Source organism: Priestia abyssalis (assembly GCF_002019595.1).
GTDB lineage: Bacteria > Bacillota > Bacilli > Bacillales > Bacillaceae_H > Bacillus_BA > Bacillus_BA abyssalis.
Window position 1 is genome coordinate 1485024 of record NZ_KV917369.1, and the last position, 21557, is coordinate 1506580.

Consider the following 21557-nt stretch of genomic DNA (forward strand, 5'->3'; position numbering starts at 1 on the left):
ACATTACTTGAAAGTGCGTACTTCTCACAGAGTTGGATATGAGTCATAATGGCAATCAGTTGATGATTCAACGGCCTGTAAAGGTTCATATCGTCGTAAGGAGCATCAACTATGTAGGTTACCGAAAAGTACCTATCTCACAAAAAAGTACGTACTTTTCAATATAATTTGTATGCTTCATCATCACATTCATGGCCGCCCGTTAGTGAATATGTAAAGGCGCCTGATCTAATCAGCGGCGGAATGATAGTGAAGAAAAAAATAGGAGATTTAAGGAGGATTTTCAGTGAACACACTTTCACATAGTCAAACAAAAGCGGAAGAGAACAAAGGAGGCACCCCTGCCCTGCTGGCTTTAGCAATTAGTGCGTTTGGAATCGGAACGACAGAATTCGTTCCGGTCGGATTATTATCGTCCATTGCGGATAATTTAAACATTTCGATTACATTGGCCGGTTTATTAATTTCTGGATATGCGATGGGGGTAGCATTCGGTGCCCCGATTTTAACAGCTGTAACAAGCAAAATGAGCAGAAAGACATTGCTTATGCTGCTAATGGTCATTTTTATTGCAGGTAATTCCGTAGCGGCTATGTCAACAAGCTTTGGATTATTAGTGGTCGCACGTATTATTACGGCCTTTTCACATGGTGTCTTTTTCTCAATCGGTTCAACGATCGCAGCCGATCTTGTTCCCGAACATAAGCGTGCAAGTGCTATTGCATTAATGTTTACGGGTTTAACCGTCGCTACGGTGACAGGTGTACCATTAGGAACATTTATCGGCCAAATATTTGGCTGGAGAGCGACTTTTTGGTGTGTAGCTTTACTCGGTGTAGTAGCGATTATTGCCAGTGCCATTTTAGTTCCGAAAAATTTGAAAGAAGCGCCTCCTGCGAAATTGGGTGATCAGTTGAAGGTGTTGGGCAATGGACGCCTTCTCTTAGCCTTTGCCATTACAGCATTAGGCTATGGCGGTACGTTTGTGGCTTTCACATATTTAGCACCTATTCTTGAAAAAGTTACAGGATATGCTCCAAGTGCCGTCAGTATCATTTTGTTGGTGTATGGTATTGCTGTTGCCATTGGAAATACAGTAGGAGGAAAAGCAGCGGATAAAAATCCGGTGAAAGCATTATTTTGGATGTTTGTATTTCAAGGAATTGTTTTAGTTATTTTAACTTTTACAGCACCATTGAAAGTCGTTGGAACCATTACCATTTTCTTTATGGGATTATTGGCATTTATGAATGTCCCTGGCCTCCAAGTGTTAGTCGTGAATCTTGCAGAGCGCTATGTTCCATCAGCGGTAAACGTGGCTTCTGCTTTGAATATTGCTGCGTTTAACGTAGGGATTGCCATTGGAGCGTTCGTCGGCGGCTTGATCGTCGATTCCATCGGGTTGATCCATACACCTTGGATTGGCGGAATGATGGTGTTTGGTGCAGTATTGCTGACAGCATGGCTTGGTGCGTTGGAGAAGAAAGCGAAATAAGAGGCCAATCCTCTTTTCTTTCCCTTGTTCGACAGTGAGCGCCCGGTTGAAGACGTGATTCATGAATGAGGTGAAGAAGTGTTGCTCCATTTCCCGGCTCATGAGGATGAAGTGGTAGAAAAGTAACCCTTAAAATAATAAGCCAGTTTCTTGATGCTAACAGGTTGATGAGTAGATTTTCTGCATAATAAAATAACGGTGACTGATGAAAAGGGGTGCCTTGTATTGAGGCATCCCTTTTTGAATGATTCATTTATGATAAATTAACTTTTTTGTATGCTTTTCTTTAAACTTTTTAGGAGATTCACCAGTAAATTTTTTAAATAACATAGTGAAATAATTCGGGTTATCATATCCCACCATTTGTGCAACTTCTCTCACTTTCATATCTGTCGAGACAAGCAGCCTTTTGGCCTCACCCATTCTTCTTGTGATTAAATAATGAATGGGTGAGAGATTCATGTCTTTTTTGAACACATGCGAAAGATAGTAAGGGCTTACAAAAAGTGTATCTGCCAAGTCGTTTAAAGAAATATTTTTTGTATAGTGTTTATCGATATATTCCTTTATTTGATGGGACAGGGAGTCGGATTTCTCAGAGGAAGCATTTATATTTTGCAGTTTAATAATACGAATGACTACGGTGATTAAGGATGTAAGCAAGTTTTGGCAAATAACCTGATATCCGTCGGCTTGAAGAGCGGACTCTTGAAATATTTCAGAAATATATACTTCTGCTTTAGCAGAATATTTATTTCGGCGAATGACAGGCTCAACATCTGAAGGAATGATGTGAAGGTCTTTTAGTCCTTCGATTGACAGGCCGGCTATCCCGCAAAAATAAGTTTTAAGCGGATTTTCAGGGTTGGACCATTCTTCGTGTATAACCCCTTTATTGTAAATCAAGATATCCCCTTTTGCTGCCACGTAAGTTTTCCCTTCAATAATAAACGTTCCTTCTCCTTCACTGATATAAATAATTTCACTTAAATCATCATGTTTATGACTCGAAAACCTCCAATGAGGATTGTCGCTGATTTGTCCAGCGTAAACAAGAAAGGGGGGGTTTTTGAAATTTATGGTTTCATTCATACAGTTTCTTTCAGGGAGAGTATGTGTAAAATTTTTGTTTAATAAGATTTTCATAATAATGACCTCCCATCCTTATGATTGGCTGTTCTTATGGACATAGTTGCTGCTGGATCGTCTCTCGTTTTGAAAAGATTCTTGTTTTTAGTCTATATGATACGGCAGTTTATATCTACATACGACAGCAAGATATGATAGTTTTTTGTGAAGAAGAGCAAGATGTTGATACCTTCTTCGTTATAAGGGTTTTCAAAAGCTTTATTTATCAATGTTTTGCGAGGTTTTCTTCATGTTTTGAGAACTGTTTGTCCCACCCTTTTATATCTTTTAAACTCCATCCAACAGCAAGATATGATAGTTTTTTTATGAGGATAACAAGATAGTTTATTGTATAGGCATAGCGATAAGCTTAATATTGAATTCAAATAAGATTGAATTTTCAAACTTAAATAAGGAAGAGGAGATGGAGTTGGAAGAACAAAGAAATGGAATGAATCAAGGGGGAGAATATGCTCTTCAAATGAAAGATATATGCAAATCATTCCCAGGAGTGAAAGCCCTTGAAAACGTTTCTCTAAATGTGAAAAAGGGCGAAGTGCATGCTCTGATGGGAGAAAATGGGGCGGGAAAGTCGACACTCATGAAAATATTAGCGGGAATTTACACACCGGACGAGGGAGAAATATTTTTGAATGGCGAGAAAGTCGAGTTCCATGATCCGCGTGATGCCTTACACCGTGGAATCAGCATGATCCATCAAGAATTGAGCTTTATCTCTGAGATGACGGTCGCAGAAAATATTTTCCTTGGAAGGGAACCTCGCTTTGGGAGAACCGCCCTCATTCGCAAAAGGAAGCAAAGAGAAATGGCTTTTGAGCTGTTGCAGCGTCTGCATATACAGCTTGATCCAGGCAAGAAAATGTCTGCTCTTTCTGTCGCTGATATGCAAATGGTCGAGATTGCGAAAGCGCTCTCGAACGATGCCAATATCATTGTGATGGATGAACCGACTTCAGCGATTACGGACAGGGAAGTAGAAAAGCTGTTTGCTATCATTAACATGCTCACGGAACAGGGCAAATCCATTATTTATATTTCACACAAGATGGATGAGATTTTTAAAATTGCTGATCAGATTACGATCTTACGAGATGGTACATATGTAGATAGCCGGAAAGCTTCTGATTTAAATGATGATCTGCTTATTTCCCTCATGGTGGGAAGAGAGTTGAAAGAAGTATTTCAAACGAGGGTTCCTACTATTAAAAATGTCTTTATGAAAGTGGAAAACTTAAGTTTAGCAGGTAAATTTGAAAGCGTTTCCCTTTCTGTTAAGAAAGGAGAAATTCTCGGCATTGCCGGATTGGTTGGAGCAGGAAGGACAGAAGTGGTGGAGAGCATATTCGGCATTCATCCCCCTGACCGCGGCGATATTTATATCGATGATAAGCGGGTCGTCCATAAGCATCCGAAAGACGCTATACAAAATGGGATTGCATTAGTAACAGAGGATAGAAAACAAACAGGGCTCAATTTAGCGGGAACGGTCAGAGATAATATCAGTTTAGTGAATCTATCGAAAATGGCCAAGTTCAATAAGATTATTGTCAGAAAAAAAGAATGCCAGGCTGTAGATGAACAAATAAAGACACTTAAAATTAAAACGCCAACGAGAGATATGCTCGTTAAAAATTTAAGCGGAGGAAATCAGCAAAAGATTGTGATTGCGAAATGGCTCTTAAATAATCCGAAAATTCTGATTTTAGATGAGCCAACAAGGGGAATTGACATTGGCGCAAAAGCAGAAATCTATAAAATCATTCAAGACTTTGCCGACGAAGGAAATTCTGTCATTATGATTTCTTCAGAAATGCCGGAATTAATTGGAATGTGTGACCGCATCACTGTTATGAGTGGGGGAAAAGTGACAGGGGAGTTTCTGCGAGAAGAGTTTAATCAAGAAAAAATCATGGCATGCTGTACGGGATATATGAAGGGGGAGAAAGTGGTATGAGCGTTCAAAAAGAAGCAGCCAAAAGTGTATTGGGTCCGTTTGTAAAAGCGAAATGGGAGATGAATGGCGGGAAAGCAGGAAACTTACTGGCGAAATACGGAATTTATGTGGCATTTGCTGTGTTATTTCTAATTTTATCGTTTACCTCTGAATCATTTTTAACGACGTCCAATATTTTGAACATACTGAGACAAGTATCCATCATTGGCATTATCGCCATCGGAATGTCATTTGTGATTCTGACGGGTGGAATTGATCTTTCCGTCGGATCAATTATGGCGCTCTCCGCCGTTGTAGCGACGAGTTTTGCCCAAGTCGATCATGATCATGCTCTTTATATCCCGATTCTCCTTGGAATGTTGGTCGGGTTGAGCTGCGGTGTTGTAAACGGTGTGATGGTTGCGAAATGGAAAGTGACGCCTTTTATCGCGACACTAGGAATGATGACAGCGGCCAGAGGGCTGGCCATGGTTTATACGGATGGACGTCCAGTCATTGGGCTTAGCGATGCTTATAACTATATCGGTATCGGCTATTTTTTGAAACTTCCGATTCCAGTCATTGTATTCCTTGCGGTTACGATAGTTGGAATTTTACTTCTTAACTTTACGGTATTTGGCCGGTATGTTTTTGCGACAGGTGGGAATGAACAGTCTGCCAAGTTGTCTGGTGTTAATGTAACACTTATCAAAATAGGGGTCTATTCGCTTGCCGGATTACTAGCAGGCATTGCAGGAATCGTGCTCTCTTCACGGATTATGTCAGGTTCCCCTGTTTTAGGAGAGGGATATGAACTCGATGCAATAGCAGCCGTTGTCATTGGCGGCACAAGTTTATTTGGCGGGGTGGGCAGTCTTGTTGGAACCCTGATGGGCGTGCTTATCATCGGTGTCATGAATAATGGGCTTGATTTATTAAATGTCTCTTCTTATTACCAGCAAATTTTGAAAGGAGCAATTATTGTCATTGCGGTTCTAATTGATAAAAAGAACCATCAATAATATTGAAGATTTCCATCACAAAGTTCATTAAAAATGGGGGAATAGTTTAAATGAAAAAAGTAAAGTGGTTATCTGTATTAATGATCATGATGCTTATATATGTAACAGGCTGTTCAGATGAAAAGGCAACCAGTGATTCGAAAGAAGGTGACGGGCAGGTAACAATAGGGGTGTCTTACCAGAATCTTCAAAATGAGTACATTGTAGCCCTTCAAGAGTCATTACGAAAAAATGCAAAAGATTCAGGTATTAAATTAGTAGAATCAGATGGTTTAGGAAAAGCTGAAAATCAAATTAGCCAGGTTGAAAACTTCATTAATCAAAATGTCGATGCGATCATTCTTAACCCTGTTGATAAAAATGGAAGTGCTCCGGCTGTAGAGATGGCGTCTGCGTCTAAAATTCCGATTATTACGATTCTTTCCGTTGTCGCAAATGACGACAAAGTGACGGCACATGTGGGATCTGACGATATTGAAGCCGGTAAAATCGAAATGCAGCATATTGCGGACTTGTTGGGAGGAAAAGGAAATGTCGCAATTATTCATGGTCCGAACGGCCAATCAGCCGAGGTTAATAGAACGGAAGGGAATTATGAGGTTCTAAAAAACTATCCGGATATGAAAGTAGTCGCTGAACAAACCGCGAACTGGTCCCGGGCGGAAGCATTGGCCTTAACGGAAAACTGGCTGCAGACACAAAAGCTTGATGCCATTATCGGTCAAAATGATGAAATGGCATTAGGTGCACTAAAAGCCTTGAAAGCAGCAGGAAAACTAAATGAAACGAAAGTAATTGGAATTGACGCCATTCCAGATGCTCTTAAGTCAGTTGAGTCGGGAGAGCTTTCCGCGACTGTATTCCAGGATGTGGAATCACAAGGAAGGCTTGGAATTGAAGTTGGACTGAAAGCCGCAAAAGGAGAAAAAGTGGAGAAAGACAATTTTGTTCCGTTCCAACTAGTAAGCAAGGAAAATATTGAAGATTTTACAGACAATTAAGATGAGTCATGATTTTATCATGGAAAAGATTCCTGGAAGATGAAAAGGGGGACTCTTATGTTCTGTTGTCAGAAACATGTCATTCATGTATTGAAGACCCTATATCTTCCTCATGTCAAAAAAATCCCGGGGAAGAACATTCAATGCGGCTATTGTAGTCAAAGGGCGTATTATCACTTCTATTAACACTCCGTTGATCAAAGCCGTGATTTCTTTGAAAGGTTGTGATGAGCCTGAAACGGCTGATGGGAATTAGAAATAAATGAAGCGGGAGGAGTATATGAGATATAGAAAATTAAAACAAACCGATCTGGAAGTATCAGAAATTGGTTTTGGCACATGGCCAATTTCCGGTCATGGGATGGGGAAGGTCGATGAACGGGATTCCGAAAACACTATATTCCGCGCCATTGAAATGGGTGTTAATTTTTTCGATACGGCGGATATGTATGGTTTTGGTTATGCAGAAGAGCTGGTAGGACGTTTCGTCACCTCTTCTTTCAAGGACATGATTATTGCTACAAAGGTGGGAATGGAATGGGATAATCAAGGAAATTTAAGGCGGAATTTGCAAGCCGATTATGTCATTCGTGCTTGTGAGGACAGCCTAAAAAGGTTGAAGACAGATAAAATAGATCTTTACCAGCTGCATTGGCCTGATCCGGATACACCCATTGAAGAAACGATGGAGGCGTTGCGGAAGCTCGTCGATTCGGGAAAGGTTCGTTATGTAGGAGTGTCTAATTTCTCGGTTGAACAGATTGAGGAAGCAAGTCAATGCATGCCGATTGTTTCCAATCAAATCGAATATCATTTACTAGATCGGACTGCAGAGAACACAGTTATTCCCCATGCCTATGAGAACGAAGTATCCATTCTTCCTTATAAAGTGCTTGGAAGGGGCATTCTTACTGGAAAGTTTAAAGAAATCTCTCAATTTGAAAAGGGAGACTGGCGAAGTGAGGAGGATATTTTCCAAAAAAATCAATTGCGTCAAAGCCTAGAACGGGTCGACCAATTAAAGCCTATCGCTGCAAGCTGCGGGTGCACAGTCAGTCAGCTCGTAATCGCTTGGACATTGCGCTGGGAGCATGTTCCCTCTGTTATTATCGGAGCAAAGCGGCCGGACCAGATTGAGGAAAGCTGCTTAGGTTCTGGAATTACGTTGGGACCTGATCATTTACAAATGCTTGATTCTCTCTTTACGCAATCAGCGGGCGTACGATAATTTACTGGTCATCAATTTTTTCATGACATGAAGTTTGTAGACAGTCATTAATTATTCAGCGAGGGAGGGATACAATGGAAACACGGATCGAACATCTTGTTTTCTTCACATTTAAAGAAGGAACTGGGGAAGAAGAGAAAAGGGAGCTAGTGCAAAGGTTCCACTCTCTTGAAGGGAAAATAGCGGGCCTGGAAGCTGTGTCCGCAGGATTGAATACGACGGTCGAGCATGAATTTGCCAACTATGAATTCGGGATGAGGATGCTGTTTGCAAATCGTGAAAGGCTGGCTGCTTATCAGCTGCATCCTGATCATTTGAGTGCTATTCAACTCGTTAAAGAAATTGTAGCGGATGTCGCTGTTGTAGATGTAGAAGTTAAATAACGATTGATCTAATTAAAGGGAGGAACATAAAATGAAAAGCGAAAAAGTGTTAAATAACATTCTTGAGATTACAATTCCATTAAATGAACGCGTCAATCATGAGCCATTGCGAGTATTGAGTGAAGAAGATTGGAAGTTTTGGAAAGAAAACGGATATGTCGTGATTAAGGAAGCGGTTCCGAAAGAGCATATTGACCGGTTGGTTGAATTAATTTGGGAATTTGAAGAAAAAAAACCGAATGATCCTTCGACTTGGTATACAGCTCCAAGACGCGAAATTCAAATGAAAGAATTGATGAATACCGGAATGGTAGAGTTATATAATCATCAATACTTATGGGATAACCGTATGTACGAGAAAGTATATAATGCCTTTGTCGATATATGGGGAACAGAAAAATTATGGGCAAGCATTGACAGATGTAATCTGAATCTTCCATTAAGGCCGGGTCATGAGTATGAAAGTTTTATCCACTGGGATGTAGATACATCTTTAGATCCGATTCCGGTCAACGTACAGGGGGTTTTATCCCTTGTTGATACAGATACAGAGATGGGCGGATTCCAGTGTATTCCGGAATTGTACAGAGATTTTGATGAGTGGGTCAAGACACAGCCGGCTGACAGAGACCCGCACAAACCTGATACAACAGGCTATACTCCTACGAAAGTAGTGACAAAAGCAGGCGATTTGCTCATTTTCAATAGCATGCAGCCACACGGCATCCGTCCAAACCACTCATCAAAGCCGCGTCTTGCCCAATATATCTCGATGTTCCCGGCACAGGAGCATAACGAGGCGCTGCGTCAAACGAGAATCTCGTCTTGGAGCGAAAGAATCCCGCCAAGCGGCAAGGCATTTCCTGGAGATCCGCGAAACTGGGAACAAACCAAGTATAATCGTGCTGTCCTGACCGAGTTAGGAGAAAAATTATTAGGATTCAGAAAGTGGTAAAAAATTATGTCATAATGTATTAAGGTAGGGGTTGCTGCGGCAGCTCCTTTTCGTTTTTTCAATTCATCTGGATAGCGAGCGGGATAAGGAGTAGTTGGAGCTGGAAAACGTATCACAATTTTTTGATGTATTTTCCGTATTATTCTATAATTCAAATGTAGATTAAAAACCAAACAGCAGAGATACATACACAGAGTTTATTAAAATAAACATTTATATCTGTTTATTGCGTGCGCAGAGTCGGAGATAACGAAGCATTTATCTTTTTCGCTATCTGCTATTTTGTTGTTATCCATATTATGTGTTTTAACAGAGCTGTAGAATAATGAGTTTATTAGGAGATTAAAAATGAAAGTCATCATAGCTGAAAAACCAGACCAAGGGGCGAAACTAGCCGCTCCTTTTCAAATGAAACGACATAAAGAATATATTGAAATTTTGCCCCATGCCTTGTTCCCGAAAGGAGCATATGTGACATGGGCAATCGGACATTTATGTGAGCTGAAGCAGCCGGAGGAATATAAAGCGGAATGGAAGCGCTGGTCGATGAACGCACTGCCGATGATTCCGGATTCCTTTCAATTTAAGGTAACAAGGGCGAAAGCAAAGCAGTACAACGTCGTCAAAGAGTTGCTAAAAAGACCGGAAGTAAGCGAGATTATCATCGCAGGCGATGCGGGGCGCGAAGGTGAACTGATTGTCCGGACCATCATTCAGCTAAGCGGTGCCCGCAAGCCGATGAAACGGCTCTGGATTTCATCTTTAACGGAAAAGGCAGTCAAAGAAGGCTTTGAAAAGCTGCTTGATGAAAAGAAGACGAAGCCGATTTACCACGAAGCATTAAGCCGAGCTTGTGCGGACTGGCTTGTCGGAATGAATGCTTCCCGTGCGTATACGCTGCTTTTGCGCCAAAAAGGAATCGAAGATGTTTTTTCCACAGGCAGGGTCCAAACCCCGACTCTTGCTCTTATTGTAAAAAGGGAGAAAGAAATTGAAAACTTTAAATCAGAACCGTTTTGGGAGATTCTGGCTACGTTTAACATGGACGGGAAAGTATATAAAGGTAAATGGCATAAAGATGGAGAAACACGACTGAATGAAGAAGCGATGGCTCAAAAAATCATGCAGTTTTGTAAAGGGAAGGAGGCAGCAATCGATTCGATCGAGAAGGAACGAAAAGAATTTCAGCCCCCGTTTCTGTTCAACTTATCCTCCTTGCAAGCGACAGCCAACAAAATGTTCAAGTTCTCTCCGCAAAAGACGCTTGAAATCGCTCAAAAATTATATGTGAAAGGCATCATTTCGTATCCTCGTTCAGATTCGAGCTATGTGACGAGGGAAGAAGCCGCGATGTTTCCGGAGATTTTACAAAAAATCAGTCAGCTGGATGAGTTTAAATCATACTTTCCGCTGCCTTTTCCATCAATTATCAATAATAAACGCTATGTAAATGAAAAGAAGGTAACAGACCACTATGCCATCATTCCGACCGAGCAAGTGACAGATCCGGCAAAAATGTCGGCAGAGGAACAGAAAATATATACGTTGATTGTTCAAAGGTTAATCGCCGCCCATTATGATAAAGCGATCTTTGATTATACAACAATCCACACATTGGTTGAGGGCAGAGCTACGTTTCTTTCTAAAGGAAAAGAGCAAATACAAGAAGGGTGGCGGAAAGTCATATATGGCGGCAAGAAAGAGAAAGATCAAGAGTCCGAAGAGGATGAACAAGATTTGCCTTCGCTGCAAGAGAGCGAAAAAGGAATTGTTCAAGAAGCGGAGGTAAAGGCCGGTAAAACACAGCCTCCAAAACGTTACACTGAAGGTCAATTGATTACGCTCATGAAAACGGCTGGTAAACATTTGGAAGACGGAGAGCTGATAAAAGTGCTGAACCAAACCGAAGGATTGGGAACAGAGGCAACACGGGCAGGGATTATTGGGGTGTTAAAAGACAGGAAATACATTGATGTAAAAAAGAATCAAGTATTTGCGACCAATAAAGGCAAGGTGCTTATTGAATCAATAGGTACAAGCATTTTGGCATCGCCGGAAATGACGGCCAAGTGGGAGCAGCGCCTTCATGAAATCGGAGAAGGAAAGGCCTCTCCTACAGAATTCATGGAGCAGGCGAAGAAATTGTCCACTAAATTGATTGAAGATGCGACGGCTCAAAGTGCAACCTGGTCTTTCGATGGGTTTGACCTCAGCGAATTTAAAAAACAAAAAGGCGGGAAAAAGGGGAAAACGACCGGAACAAAAGTCGGGAAATGCAAAAAGTGCGAAGGGGATGTCGTGGATAAAGGCACATTTTACGGATGCGCCAATTATTCTGCTACAAAGTGTGATTTTACGATTTCTAAAAAGATTTTAGGAAAAACGATTTCACAAGCGAATATGAAGAAATTGTTTAAAGATGGAAAAACGGATTTGATTAAAGGGTTTAAAAAAGGCGAGAAGACGTTTGATGCGAAACTGGAATGGGCAGAAGACAAAATTAAGTTTTTGTTCAACGATAAGTAAGGCACGTTGTTTGCCAACGGTTTATGTGTAAAGAATGGGGTGTATACAAAAAACGTATACACCCCATTCTTTTATTTACAATGTTTTATATATATTTCAGTGCAGCAAGAAGGTAGTCCCATGTACGAATCGTTTGAACACCGTTTGGAGTAAGCATAAGCGCTGAGATGATTTTCTCTGTCGTTTCGTTTTCCTTTCAGCCTTTGCTTATTTTTCCAACCTGTTGAATGAGATGGTTGAATACATAAACGACCAGCGTGTATCGAACAATAAAGCGAGACAAAAGGAGGAATCAGTGAATGAGTAAAATGGGGTGCGTCGGGGGACAGGGAGAGAACAGCTTGAAATGGTGGCAGCTATCCTTAATCGGAGTAGGCTGTATTATCGGAACGGGTTATTTCCTCGGATCAAGCATAGCCATAAAAATGACGGGGCCTGCCGTCGTTCTATCTTTTATGTTAGCTGCTATCGGTACATATTTTGTATTTGATGCGCTTGCCAAAATGACTGCTTCCGATCCGCAGAAGGGCTCTTTTTGTGCTTATGCGAAAAAGGCATATGGCCGTTGGGCCGGGTTTAGCTGCGGATGGGTATATTGGAGTTCAGAAATATTAATTATCGGAAGCCAGTTGACGGCACTGTCCATTTTTTCGCGGTTTTGGTTTCCGAATCTGCCGCTATGGGTATTTGCGGCTGGATATGCCGTACTGGGTCTTATAGTCGTATTGGCAGGCACAAAAGGATTTGAGCGGGTAGAAAACTTATTTGCCATTATAAAAGTGTCAGCCATTCTTATGTTTATCATTATTGCACTTCTGGCTCTTTTTGGAGTTCTTGATGGAAGAGAGCCTGATCTAAAAATCCCCGATACTGCCCATGAGCTTTTTTCGCGTGGCTTTAAAGGTTTTTTGTCTTCTCTTATTTATGCATTTTACGCTTTTGGGGGTATTGAGATTATGGCATTAATGGCCATCAATCTTCAAAACAAAGAAGATGCGCCGAAATCAGGAAAAATCATGCTGATCCTTCTGACGATTATTTACGTTTTGTCCATAGGGCTGGCAGTAGTTATGGTTTCATGGCGTTCTTTCAATACGAAAGAAAGTCCATTTGTCATTGCATTGGAACCATACAATCTGGATTTTTTCCCTCATGTTTTTAATGGTGCATTAATTATTGCGGGCTTTTCCACAATGGCTGCTTCTTTATTTGCGGTAACGAGCCTTCTCGTTACGTTGGCTGAAGAAGGCGATGCCCCATCGTTTTTCGCTAAAAAGAAAAAAACAAGTCAAAGAGAAACGGGCAAGGAGAGACCGCCATGGCCGGCAATAGGGCTCGCAGCGGCAGGGCTTGCCTCTTCTGTTGTTTTGGCTTTGTTAATACCGGGAAAAATTTATGAATATATGACGACAGCGGCAGGACTTATGCTGTTATATAACTGGTTCTTTATTTTGTTGTCTTCAGGCAGGCTGCTTCAGCTAACAAACTGGGATAAAGCAAAACGCATTTTAGGCATGATGTTGATAACGCTTGCAGTCAGCGGCACTTTATTACAAAAAACAAGCCGTCCGGGATTTTGGGTAAGCCTTTTATTTGTTGTCATTATTGGCTTGGTCGTTTTTAAAATGCAGGCTGTCTGGAAGAAAGCGGAACGTTAATATAGCTTCCTGCCTGTTTTTGAAACGGCAAAAGGGAAGAGAGAACGGCAGGTGTCTGTCTTTTCTACTGTACCAATACTTTAACGGCCTGCAAGCCAAAGTAAAATCCGAATGCAATCAAGGAAAGGCCGGAAAAGAGGGAAATGGCCGTAAGGAGTTTAGCGGTTAACATTCTGCGGAATCCGCTTGCCACACTTGCCATTGTTATATCCCATGTGAGAATCCCGATCAATATCGCTGTGCTGTACAAAGCAAGCTGACTGGTACCGTAAGATGAAGCGGTTTTAGCGAGAACAGATCCGTAAATGCCGAGCCAAAAGAGAATCGTTAAAGGATTGGAGATGGACATGAAAAAACCAGAAAGAAATGACTTAAAATGGGAGTCGTCTCTTCTTTTGCTGTCTGTTTCAATTTGGCCGGCCTTCAATAAACTTTCTATGCCTGTATAGGTCAATACGAAACAGCCAAAAAGCCAGAGAAAAGTTTGCATAAAGGGGGTGTCAAGGAACCGGACGACACCTAAATATACAACCATCATATATATGGCGTCCGCAGCCACAGCTCCCAGCCCGAATATCCATGCATGCAGAAAGCCTTTACGAATGCCTTTATCGAGTTGAGCGGCATTTACAGGTCCAATTGGTGCCGCCAATGATAAACCTAGAAAGATATAGCTTAAAAATACACTCATGAGTATAACCCCCGTCTTACTTTTCATTTGATTAAACCAAAACTGCTCGTACATTCTATTCAGAGCGATGGAGTTGTACGACTGAAAATTGAAGTGGTCCCGCTCCGATAGACAATAAGCCCTGCTTTTAAAGGAATAGTAAACAGTGAATTTGGGAATTCTAAGCGTATGAAAATCCGGGAAAATTAATGAATGAGGATAGGAGAATGGACGAATATGGAGCAAAACCAAGAGTTTCAGCAAGCGATCCATGCAGTAGAAGAAGCGGATGATGCTGTAGGGCACCTTCAGGCCAATGTAACTCCAAGGGGGATGCAAAGGGCACAGCTGCAATTGCAACTCGCACAAGAGGCATTGCATCAAGCACAATCTCATGATATGGATGAAGAACAGGAAAAAAGATTAAAAAGAGCGAAAGAACATCTCAGGCATTTGCAAGAAGCACAACAAGCCATTCAACAATATGATTAATATCGATGAAATATGATAGAATAACAGAGGTTAATTTTACAGAAAAAAGAGGTCTTTGTTATGCTTTATATCATATTGGTTTTTTTGGGTGCATGCAGCTATGGCATTTTATCTACTTTCGTGAAATTGGCGTATGCAAAAGGGTTTATAGCGAGTGAGGTCATTGGGAGCCAACTTTTTTTGGGCTGTTTAATGCTTTGGTTCGCGGTCTTGTGTTTTTCTAGAATAAAAGTAAATGGAAAAGCTATTGTGAAGTTGATGCTGGTCGGCTTGACTGTTTGCATGACGAGCATTTTTTACTATATTTCACTTCAAACCATTCCTGCTTCGATCGCGATTGTTCTTTTATTTCAGTTTACGTGGATTGGAGTAGTGTTGGAAGCCGTTGTTGAACGCGCTTTTCCATCACGGGAAAAACTTGTTTCGATTGGAATATTAACGGCAGGGACTCTTCTGGCAGGAGCGGTGTTTGAACATGGTGAAGCCAATTTGGATATAAAAGGCGTTGTGCTTGGGCTTTTATCTGCTTTAACTTTTGCATTATTTATTTTCTTTAGCGGCAGAGTATCAATCCAAATTCCGTCTTTGAATCGAAGTGCGTTCATTGCGACAGGCTCATTCCTTTCTGCCTTTCTTATTTTACGGCCTTCATTTCTTGTCGATGGCACCTTTCAGGAAGGGTTATGGAAGTACGGCTTGCTGCTCGGGTTATTCGGATTGTTCATTCCGACATTATTTTTTGCGATAGGCGTGCCTAAAATCGGATCTGGATTAGGAACGATTTTGGGAGCGGCAGAGCTTCCGATGGCCGTCTTTATGTCAAGCGTTGTATTAGGAGAGACGGTGACGCTGCTTCAATGGATGGGGGTTGTCCTTATTTTGCTCGGTATTGCGTTCCCTCAATGGAAGCTATATTATCAAAAAAAGAGGATGCCTGTTCTTTGAACTAGAGGATGCCTCCTGAAAGGACCCGTCACGAGAATCCAGTAAAACCAAGGATTCAGTGACGGGTCCTTTCGGTAAAGAAATAATTTTTGCGGCCTGCTTATGACTTATGGGAGAGACGCAAGTCCGTGGGGTCTGAAGTCGAAATTTTAAATCAACGGGTTGTAATGGAACAAAAAAAATTATCGTTTGTGAAGGAATTTAGTGCAAAAAGGAGAAATGTATCATTAATAGAGTTTCAGACTTTAATGTATAACTGAAAGCGTTTACTGGTGAAACATGACGAAATGTCACTTATTTTGAAAATTTAGAATATTATGTATTGACATCCCCATTTCTGACCCATATAATCGAGTTAGAAATGGAAAATGATCAGTTGGTTTTTGAAAGGAGGTTTAGGGGCATGCAAATACTGGACACCGTAATTGTTACAGGATATGCAAAAGCTCCACAAGGAACTTCCATGTATGAAATGTATAAGCATGCAGGAATTGTACTAGAGGTGGATCTGAAACAACATAAAATCGTCGGCGCCGAATTCACATTTGTAACAGAGTTAACCAAAAATTATTTTCAAAAACTGCTGATAGGCTACTGTCTCGAGGATGGGGTGGAGCCGTTGATTGAACGCATTCAAAGCTTTTATTTCGCTCCTTCCCAGCAAGCAATCATTGTGGCCCTTCAAGCTGCAGTTCAACGATACTGGGATAATGTGAAGCAAAAGAATACATAACGTTTGGTTATAATAAAGTGGGAGGATAACCTCTTCCCATGGTCTTATTAAAACCGGGCAGACATGAACTCTTTATGAGGAATGTTCGTTACTGTGACATTCTTTATGAAGGATACATGTTTTGCTCGGTTTTTTATGTATCCAAGCTGTTAAACCATAAGAATATGGAGAGGAAGGGAATGGAAGATGAGCAAGCTGATTACATGCGAGGAAGCTGTAAAAAAAATTAAAAGCGGCTCACGAATTATGGTGGGGGGATTTGGCCTTGTAGGATGCCCTCTTAATTTAGTAGCAGCATTGGCTCAAGAAAAAGTGAAAGACTTGGAGATTATTAGTAACAACCTTGGAGAACCGGGAAGAGGGCTTGGCGTATTAGTCAGGCAAAAACAAGTGAAAAAAGCGATAGGTTCCTATTTCACATCCAATCCGGAAGTGGTAAAGGCCTATCAGAATCAAGAATTAGAAGTGGAACTTTTGCCGCAGGGAACGATGTCTGAAGCCATTCGAGCCGGAGGTGCTGGACTCGGAGGGTTTTATACACCGGTCAGCGTCGGAACGAAAATTTCTGAAAACAAAGAAGAGCGCACGCTTAATGGCAAGAAATATGTCCTGCAAGAGCCGCTGAAGGCGAATTTCGCTTTAATTAAAGCGAAAAAAGCGGATCGTCTCGGAAATCTTATCTACAGTAAATCGGCACGAAATTTTAATCCGATGATGGCGACAGCTGCAGAATTAGTCATTGCAGAAGTAGATGAAATCGTGGAAGTCGGCGATATTTCTCCTGAAGAAATTGTGACGCCGCATTTATATGTTGATTTTATTGTAGTGAAGGGAGGTAACTAGCATGGATGTAAAAGGATATATTGCGGCAAGGGCCGCAAAGGAATTAAAGCATGGAGATATCGTCAATTTAGGTATTGGAATTCCTACGCTGGTGGCTGATTACATTCCATCAGATGTGCAAGTTTTTTTACACTCCGAAAATGGGATTCTCGGAGTAGGGCCGACACCAGATGAAGAACACATTGACCGAGACCTTGTCAATGCTGGAAAGCTGCCTGTCACGGTATTAGAGGGTTCCTCCTTTTTTGATAGCGCTTCTTCTTTTGCGATGATTCGCGGAGGTCATGTGAGCGTTTCGATTCTCGGAGTGCTGCAAATTGACGCAAAGGGGCGAATCGCGAACTGGGCCGTACCTGGAAAAAGTGTTCTTGGTGTTGGAGGAGCAATGGATTTATTGGAAGGATCTAAGAAGGTCATCGTGACAACGATGCATACGACAAATAAGGGCGAGTCTAAAATTGTCAAAGAATTGACTTATCCGATTACGTCAGAGCGGGCAGTTGACTTAATTATTACCGACTTAGCAGTATTTGCGGTGAAGGAAGAGGGATTATTTCTTACTGAGCTGGCACCAGGAGTTTCTCTTGAAGAAGTTCAGCAGAAAACGGATGCACCATTTTATGTAGCTGAAACATTCAATAAAAGCAATGAGGTGACAGCATAATGGTTGTAATCGTGAATGCATTCCGGACTCCCATCGGCAAATACGGGGGAGCACTGGCGGATACACTGCCCGAAGAGCTCGTATCTCTTCTTATGAAAAATAATCTTTCATCTTCCGGTCATGGTGCCCATATTGTAGATGAAGTGATCGTCGGTCAAACGAAACAGAGCGCACATGCCCCCAATATTGCGAGGGTGGCTTCATTGAAAGCCCAATTTCCGGAGTCAATTTCCGCTTATACGGTCCATCGCCAATGCGGTTCAGGCATGCAGGCAGTTGTGAACGGAGCGATGTCCATTTTAACGGGGCAGTCGGATGTCGTATTAGCGGGTGGAGTGGAAAGCATGTCACAGGCACCCCATTATACGGTCGGCACAAGGTTTGGCCTAAAGATGGGAGATATGACGCTCTATGATTCCAATACCGAAAGTCAGCCGAAATCGCAGCCTGAGGACATATACGGACATTTTACGATGGGGCAAACAGCTGAGTGGCTGGCTGAAAAATATAACATCAGCCGCAGTGAACAAGACGAATTTGCCTATGCGAGCCAACTGAAAACGAAACGAGCGATTGAACTCGGTCTGTTTGAAGATGAAATCATTCCGGTTCCGGTAAAAGAAGGAAAAAAGGGAATTAGTCATTTTGCGATCGATGAACATCCAAGGTTGACGGACATTGAAACATTAGCAACACTAAGGCCGGTGTTTCAAAAGGATGGAACGGTAACAGCAGGAAACTCCTCTGGCAGAAATGACGGTGCATCGATGCTGCTGTTGATGTCCGAAGAAAAGGCGAAACAGCTTGGAGTTGTTCCAATGGCAAGAATTCGTTCCTTTGCCGCGACGGGTGTATCGCCGAAAGAGATGGGAATCGGGCCGGTGCCTGCTTCTCAAATAGCATTGAAAAAAGCGGGACTTCGTTTAGAAGATATCGATTTGATTGAATTGAATGAAGCGTTCGCTGCCCAAAGCCTTGCCTGCTTAAAAGAGTGGGGCTTGAAAGGGGATAATGTGAATGTCAACGGAGGGGCGATTGCCTTAGGGCATCCGCTGGGGTGTTCAGGGGCAAGAATCGTGACGACGTTATGTCACGAGCTTGAAAAACAAAAGCGGCAATACGGTCTTGCGACGATTTGTGTGGCGGGCGGATTAGGAATGGCGATGGTGGTGGAAAGATGGACGGAATAAAAAAAGACTATGTATTTCATCGTGATTTCAAAAAAGAGTACCCGATCATCACACATGGGGAAGGAGTCTACCTTGTGGATGAGGAAGGGAAAAAATACTTGGATGCTTGCTCCGGGGCCGTTGCAGCGAATTTAGGCCATGGGATTGCTTCTATTGGAGAAGCGATGGCAGAGCAAGCCAAAAAAGCGGCTTTTGTCCATACAATGCGCTTCGAAACAAAAGCACTGCATGAACTGGCTGAAAAAATCGGGAAAATGGCTCCAAGCCGTTTAAACAAAGTTTATTTTACAACCGGAGGTTCAGAGGCAAATGAAAGTGCTTTGAAGCTGGCAAGACAATATCATAGAGATGCCGGAAAGCCGCAAAAGCACCTGGTAATCGGGCGCTGGCAATCTTATCACGGAAATACAATCGGCTCTTTATCAGCAGGGGGAGACGTAAAAAGAAGACATGTATACACTCCCAATCTTTTAAACTATGCCCATGTGTATTCTCCGTACTGTCACCGATGTCCATATAACCGTCAACAAGATGATTGCCTGGCGAAGCAAAACTGGACGTGTGTGACGGATATTGAACGAGTCATTTTAGAACTTGGTCCTGAGAATGTGTCGGCATTCATCGCCGAGCCGATTGTCGGAAGCCAACAAGGCGCGGTGCCGCCGCCGCCCGGGTATTTCGAAAAGGTTCGTGAGCTGTGTGACCGTTATGACATTATCTTGATTATCGATGAAGTCATGACGGGATTTGGCCGCACCGGTACGAACTTCGCAACCGAACAAATTGGAATCGAAGCAGATATCATCACGTTCGGAAAAGGGGTTTCCGCTGGCTATGCCCCGCTTGCCGGAATGATTGTCCATGACCGGTTAATTGATGGACTCACTCAAAACAGCGACGGAAAATTCGTCCACGGCTACACATACAGCGGGCATCCCGTGGCTGTCGCTGCCGGTCTTGCCGCATTGGATGTGTATGAGCATGAGCGGGTGCTTGAAAACGTAAAGGAGCAAGGAAACTACCTGTTCGACCGGCTTTTAGAGCTGAAGAAAAAACATTCCTATATATCCGATGTCCGAGGAAGAGGGCTTTTAATCGGAATCGAGCTTGTGAAAGATCGCGAATGCGATGAGCTGTTTGATCCATCTGAAAAAGCCGCTGAAACGTTGAATGCTATTGCAATGGAGCTTGGAGCGGTTTTTTACCCGGGTACCGGCTCAATTGATGGAATAAAGGGAGAACACCTCATCATCAGTCCTCCTTTAACTGTTACCAAACCGGAATTAGATGAGATTGTGAGAATGCTGGACGAATCGCTGATCTTATTTAAAGGTCGCTTAAGAAAGGATGAGACATATGAAATTACAAAATAAAACAGAAGAAATCAGAGAAAAAGCGCGTAAACATTTATCGCCTGTCATGACGAGAGTAACGGAACTTGTGATTGATAAGGCACACGGTGCCAAGTTTTGGACGACAGATGGCAATGAATATATCGATTTCGTTTCAGGAGTGGCTGTTAATGCGGTCGGTCATACGAACGAAAAAATGGTTGAAGCGATTAAAAAACAAGCAGAAAACCTGATTCATCTTGGATTGAACTACGGATATTATGAAACGGCAGCTAATTTGGCCGAAAAGCTTGCACAAATTACACCGGGAAATTTGGATACAGTCTTTTTCTCCAATTCAGGTGCTGAAGCGATTGACGGTGCATTAAAATTAGCGAAAGCAGCTACAGGCAGACCGGCCATCATCGCATTTGAAGGATCGTTCCACGGCCGGACGCTGGGAGCAACGGCCATCACGGCATCAAGCTCGAAATACCGCCGTTATTATGAACCGATTTTAGGTGAAGTGCACCACGTTCCATACCCGTACCCGAGCCAATTGAAAAACATTCAAGAAGATGACGTGGAAGAGTATTGTTTAAATCAGCTTCAAAAATTGTTTGATTTACGAGTGGATCCTTCCCGTGTCGCAGCCATCATCATTGAGCCGGTCATGGGTGAAGGAGGCTATTATCCAGCACCGCCAAGTTTCTTGCAGGCGTTAAGAAAAATAACGGAAGAACATGGCATTTTGCTTATTTTCGATGAAGTACAAACAGGATTTGGCCGTACAGGCAAAATGTTCGCGGCAGAGCATGCGAATGTGACTCCGGATATTTTAGTGCTGGCAAAAGCGCTTTCAGGAGGAATGCCTCTTGGTGCCATCGTGGCAAGCCGTGAGCTTCATGAAAAATGGCCGACGGCAGGCCATGGTTCTACATTTGGCGGGAATCCGATTTCCTGCGCGGCTGCCTTGGCGAATATTGAAGTGATCGAAGAAGAAAAATTGGTTGAACGAAGCGCCCGACTCGGTGCGGAGATTGTCGGCCGCCTTCAACAATCGGTCGGACATTTACCGGGTATTGTAGAGGTACGCGGAGTAGGGATGATGATCGGAATCGAATTTGATCAGCAGTCTGCCGCTTCATTCGTGCCGAAAATTAAAGCGAAGGCATTGGAGAATGGCTTGCTGATTATGAACTGCGGCGTCAGCGGTCAAACGATTCGTTTAATGCTGCCGCTGAATATTCAAGAAGATGTGTTGGATAAAGGATTAACGATTTTAGAAGATGTCATGTCAGAAACGATATCAGGGAACTAAATGACGTTTCCCTGAAAT

The 21557-nt window shown here is 42.4% G+C and carries 19 protein-coding genes; 17 read left to right on the forward strand and 2 right to left on the reverse strand.

Going from position 1 to position 21557, the window contains the following annotated elements; all coding sequences use genetic code 11:
• Positions 1 to 286 precede the first annotated feature (286 nt).
• Positions 287 to 1495 (forward strand): MFS transporter, encoded by a 1209-nt coding sequence (locus BK575_RS06880; protein ID WP_078409601.1) that lies wholly within the window; start codon positions 287 to 289, stop codon positions 1493 to 1495.
• 249 nt (positions 1496 to 1744) lie between these two features.
• Here the strand turns inward: BK575_RS06880 and BK575_RS06885 are convergent, their stop codons facing one another.
• The gene (locus BK575_RS06885; protein WP_078409603.1) at positions 1745 to 2641 is read right to left on the reverse strand and encodes an AraC family transcriptional regulator; all 897 of its coding nucleotides are present in this window, start codon (positions 2639 to 2641) and stop codon (positions 1745 to 1747) included.
• A gap of 412 nt (positions 2642 to 3053) precedes the next feature.
• Here BK575_RS06885 and BK575_RS06890 point away from each other — a divergent pair, with 412 nt between their 5' ends.
• The 8 genes from BK575_RS06890 to BK575_RS06925 all read left to right on the forward strand — a co-directional run bounded on the left by BK575_RS06890 (position 3054) and on the right by BK575_RS06925 (position 13350).
• Entirely contained in the window at positions 3054 to 4598 is a 1545-nt protein-coding gene (locus tag BK575_RS06890; protein ID WP_328589487.1) for a sugar ABC transporter ATP-binding protein, read from the forward strand.
• The gene (locus BK575_RS06895; RefSeq protein ID WP_235867326.1) at positions 4595 to 5599 is read left to right on the forward strand and encodes an ABC transporter permease; all 1005 of its coding nucleotides are present in this window, start codon (positions 4595 to 4597) and stop codon (positions 5597 to 5599) included. The genes BK575_RS06890 and BK575_RS06895 overlap by 4 nt, the downstream gene beginning before the upstream one ends.
• A 50-nt stretch (positions 5600 to 5649) precedes the next feature.
• The gene (locus tag BK575_RS06900) at positions 5650 to 6600 is read left to right on the forward strand and encodes a substrate-binding domain-containing protein (protein WP_078409605.1); all 951 of its coding nucleotides are present in this window, start codon (positions 5650 to 5652) and stop codon (positions 6598 to 6600) included.
• Positions 6601 to 6880: 280 nt separating this feature from the next.
• On the forward strand, positions 6881 to 7828 hold the full coding sequence (locus BK575_RS06905; RefSeq protein WP_169907615.1) for an aldo/keto reductase: 948 nt from the start codon (positions 6881 to 6883) through the stop codon (positions 7826 to 7828).
• A gap of 74 nt (positions 7829 to 7902) precedes the next feature.
• Positions 7903 to 8211, forward strand: a complete 309-nt coding sequence (locus BK575_RS06910) for a Dabb family protein (protein ID WP_078409609.1) — start codon at positions 7903 to 7905, stop codon at positions 8209 to 8211.
• Between the two features lie 31 nt (positions 8212 to 8242).
• Positions 8243 to 9166, forward strand: a complete 924-nt coding sequence (locus BK575_RS06915) for a phytanoyl-CoA dioxygenase family protein (RefSeq protein ID WP_078409611.1) — start codon at positions 8243 to 8245, stop codon at positions 9164 to 9166.
• 348 nt (positions 9167 to 9514) lie between these two features.
• A complete protein-coding gene (locus BK575_RS06920) occupies positions 9515 to 11692 on the forward strand; it encodes a DNA topoisomerase III (RefSeq protein WP_078409613.1) in 2178 nt (725 codons plus the stop codon).
• 299 nt (positions 11693 to 11991) lie between these two features.
• The gene (locus BK575_RS06925; RefSeq protein WP_078409615.1) at positions 11992 to 13350 is read left to right on the forward strand and encodes an amino acid permease; all 1359 of its coding nucleotides are present in this window, start codon (positions 11992 to 11994) and stop codon (positions 13348 to 13350) included.
• Between the two features lie 64 nt (positions 13351 to 13414).
• Here the strand turns inward: BK575_RS06925 and BK575_RS06930 are convergent, their stop codons facing one another.
• The gene (locus BK575_RS06930; protein ID WP_078409617.1) at positions 13415 to 14041 is read right to left on the reverse strand and encodes a LysE family transporter; all 627 of its coding nucleotides are present in this window, start codon (positions 14039 to 14041) and stop codon (positions 13415 to 13417) included.
• Positions 14042 to 14257: 216 nt separating this feature from the next.
• On the opposite strand from BK575_RS06930, the gene BK575_RS06935 reads away from it, so the two are divergent.
• From BK575_RS06935 to BK575_RS06970, 8 genes are all read left to right on the forward strand, one after another.
• Positions 14258 to 14512: a hypothetical protein gene (locus BK575_RS06935; RefSeq protein ID WP_078409619.1), complete on the forward strand. Its 255-nt coding sequence runs from the start codon at positions 14258 to 14260 to the stop codon at positions 14510 to 14512.
• A gap of 60 nt (positions 14513 to 14572) precedes the next feature.
• Positions 14573 to 15457, forward strand: coding sequence for an EamA family transporter (locus BK575_RS06940; protein WP_078409621.1), 885 nt, complete (start codon positions 14573 to 14575; stop codon positions 15455 to 15457).
• 403 nt (positions 15458 to 15860) lie between these two features.
• A complete protein-coding gene (locus BK575_RS06945) occupies positions 15861 to 16190 on the forward strand; it encodes a DUF3870 domain-containing protein (RefSeq protein WP_078409623.1) in 330 nt (109 codons plus the stop codon).
• 186 nt (positions 16191 to 16376) lie between these two features.
• A complete protein-coding gene (locus tag BK575_RS06950) occupies positions 16377 to 17033 on the forward strand; it encodes a CoA transferase subunit A (RefSeq protein ID WP_078409625.1) in 657 nt (218 codons plus the stop codon).
• Between the two features lies 1 nt (position 17034).
• Complete coding sequence (locus BK575_RS06955) at positions 17035 to 17697, forward strand: 3-oxoacid CoA-transferase subunit B (RefSeq protein ID WP_078409627.1); 663 nt, start codon at positions 17035 to 17037, stop codon at positions 17695 to 17697.
• Complete coding sequence (locus tag BK575_RS06960; RefSeq protein WP_078409629.1) at positions 17697 to 18887, forward strand: thiolase family protein; 1191 nt, start codon at positions 17697 to 17699, stop codon at positions 18885 to 18887. The genes BK575_RS06955 and BK575_RS06960 overlap by 1 nt, the downstream gene beginning before the upstream one ends.
• A complete protein-coding gene (locus tag BK575_RS06965; protein WP_078409631.1) occupies positions 18875 to 20260 on the forward strand; it encodes an aspartate aminotransferase family protein in 1386 nt (461 codons plus the stop codon). Before BK575_RS06960 ends, BK575_RS06965 begins: the two co-directional genes overlap by 13 nt.
• Complete coding sequence (locus BK575_RS06970; protein WP_078409633.1) at positions 20244 to 21539, forward strand: aspartate aminotransferase family protein; 1296 nt, start codon at positions 20244 to 20246, stop codon at positions 21537 to 21539. The genes BK575_RS06965 and BK575_RS06970 overlap by 17 nt, the downstream gene beginning before the upstream one ends.
• Positions 21540 to 21557: the final 18 nt, after the last annotated feature.

Bases quoted from the DNA above. Each gene is read 5' to 3' on its own strand.
- BK575_RS06915 (WP_078409611.1), top strand. From the start codon at position 8,243: ATGAAAAGCGAAAAAGTGTTAAATAACATTCTTGAGATTACAATTCCA.
- BK575_RS06950 (WP_078409625.1), top strand. From the start codon at position 16,377: ATGAGCAAGCTGATTACATGCGAGGAAGCTGTAAAAAAAATTAAAAGC.
- BK575_RS06935 (WP_078409619.1), top strand. From the start codon at position 14,258: ATGGAGCAAAACCAAGAGTTTCAGCAAGCGATCCATGCAGTAGAAGAA.
- BK575_RS06925 (WP_078409615.1), top strand. From the start codon at position 11,992: ATGAGTAAAATGGGGTGCGTCGGGGGACAGGGAGAGAACAGCTTGAAA.
- BK575_RS06930 (WP_078409617.1), bottom strand. From the start codon at position 14,041: ATGAGTGTATTTTTAAGCTATATCTTTCTAGGTTTATCATTGGCGGCA.
- BK575_RS06920 (WP_078409613.1), top strand. From the start codon at position 9,515: ATGAAAGTCATCATAGCTGAAAAACCAGACCAAGGGGCGAAACTAGCC.
- BK575_RS06895 (WP_235867326.1), top strand. From the start codon at position 4,595: ATGAGCGTTCAAAAAGAAGCAGCCAAAAGTGTATTGGGTCCGTTTGTA.
- BK575_RS06885 (WP_078409603.1), bottom strand. From the start codon at position 2,641: ATGAAAATCTTATTAAACAAAAATTTTACACATACTCTCCCTGAAAGA.
- BK575_RS06965 (WP_078409631.1), top strand. From the start codon at position 18,875: ATGGACGGAATAAAAAAAGACTATGTATTTCATCGTGATTTCAAAAAA.
- BK575_RS06960 (WP_078409629.1), top strand. From the start codon at position 17,697: ATGGTTGTAATCGTGAATGCATTCCGGACTCCCATCGGCAAATACGGG.
- BK575_RS06905 (WP_169907615.1), top strand. From the start codon at position 6,881: ATGAGATATAGAAAATTAAAACAAACCGATCTGGAAGTATCAGAAATT.
- BK575_RS06910 (WP_078409609.1), top strand. From the start codon at position 7,903: ATGGAAACACGGATCGAACATCTTGTTTTCTTCACATTTAAAGAAGGA.
- BK575_RS06945 (WP_078409623.1), top strand. From the start codon at position 15,861: ATGCAAATACTGGACACCGTAATTGTTACAGGATATGCAAAAGCTCCA.
- BK575_RS06940 (WP_078409621.1), top strand. From the start codon at position 14,573: ATGCTTTATATCATATTGGTTTTTTTGGGTGCATGCAGCTATGGCATT.
- BK575_RS06970 (WP_078409633.1), top strand. From the start codon at position 20,244: ATGAAATTACAAAATAAAACAGAAGAAATCAGAGAAAAAGCGCGTAAA.
- BK575_RS06955 (WP_078409627.1), top strand. From the start codon at position 17,035: ATGGATGTAAAAGGATATATTGCGGCAAGGGCCGCAAAGGAATTAAAG.
- BK575_RS06900 (WP_078409605.1), top strand. From the start codon at position 5,650: ATGAAAAAAGTAAAGTGGTTATCTGTATTAATGATCATGATGCTTATA.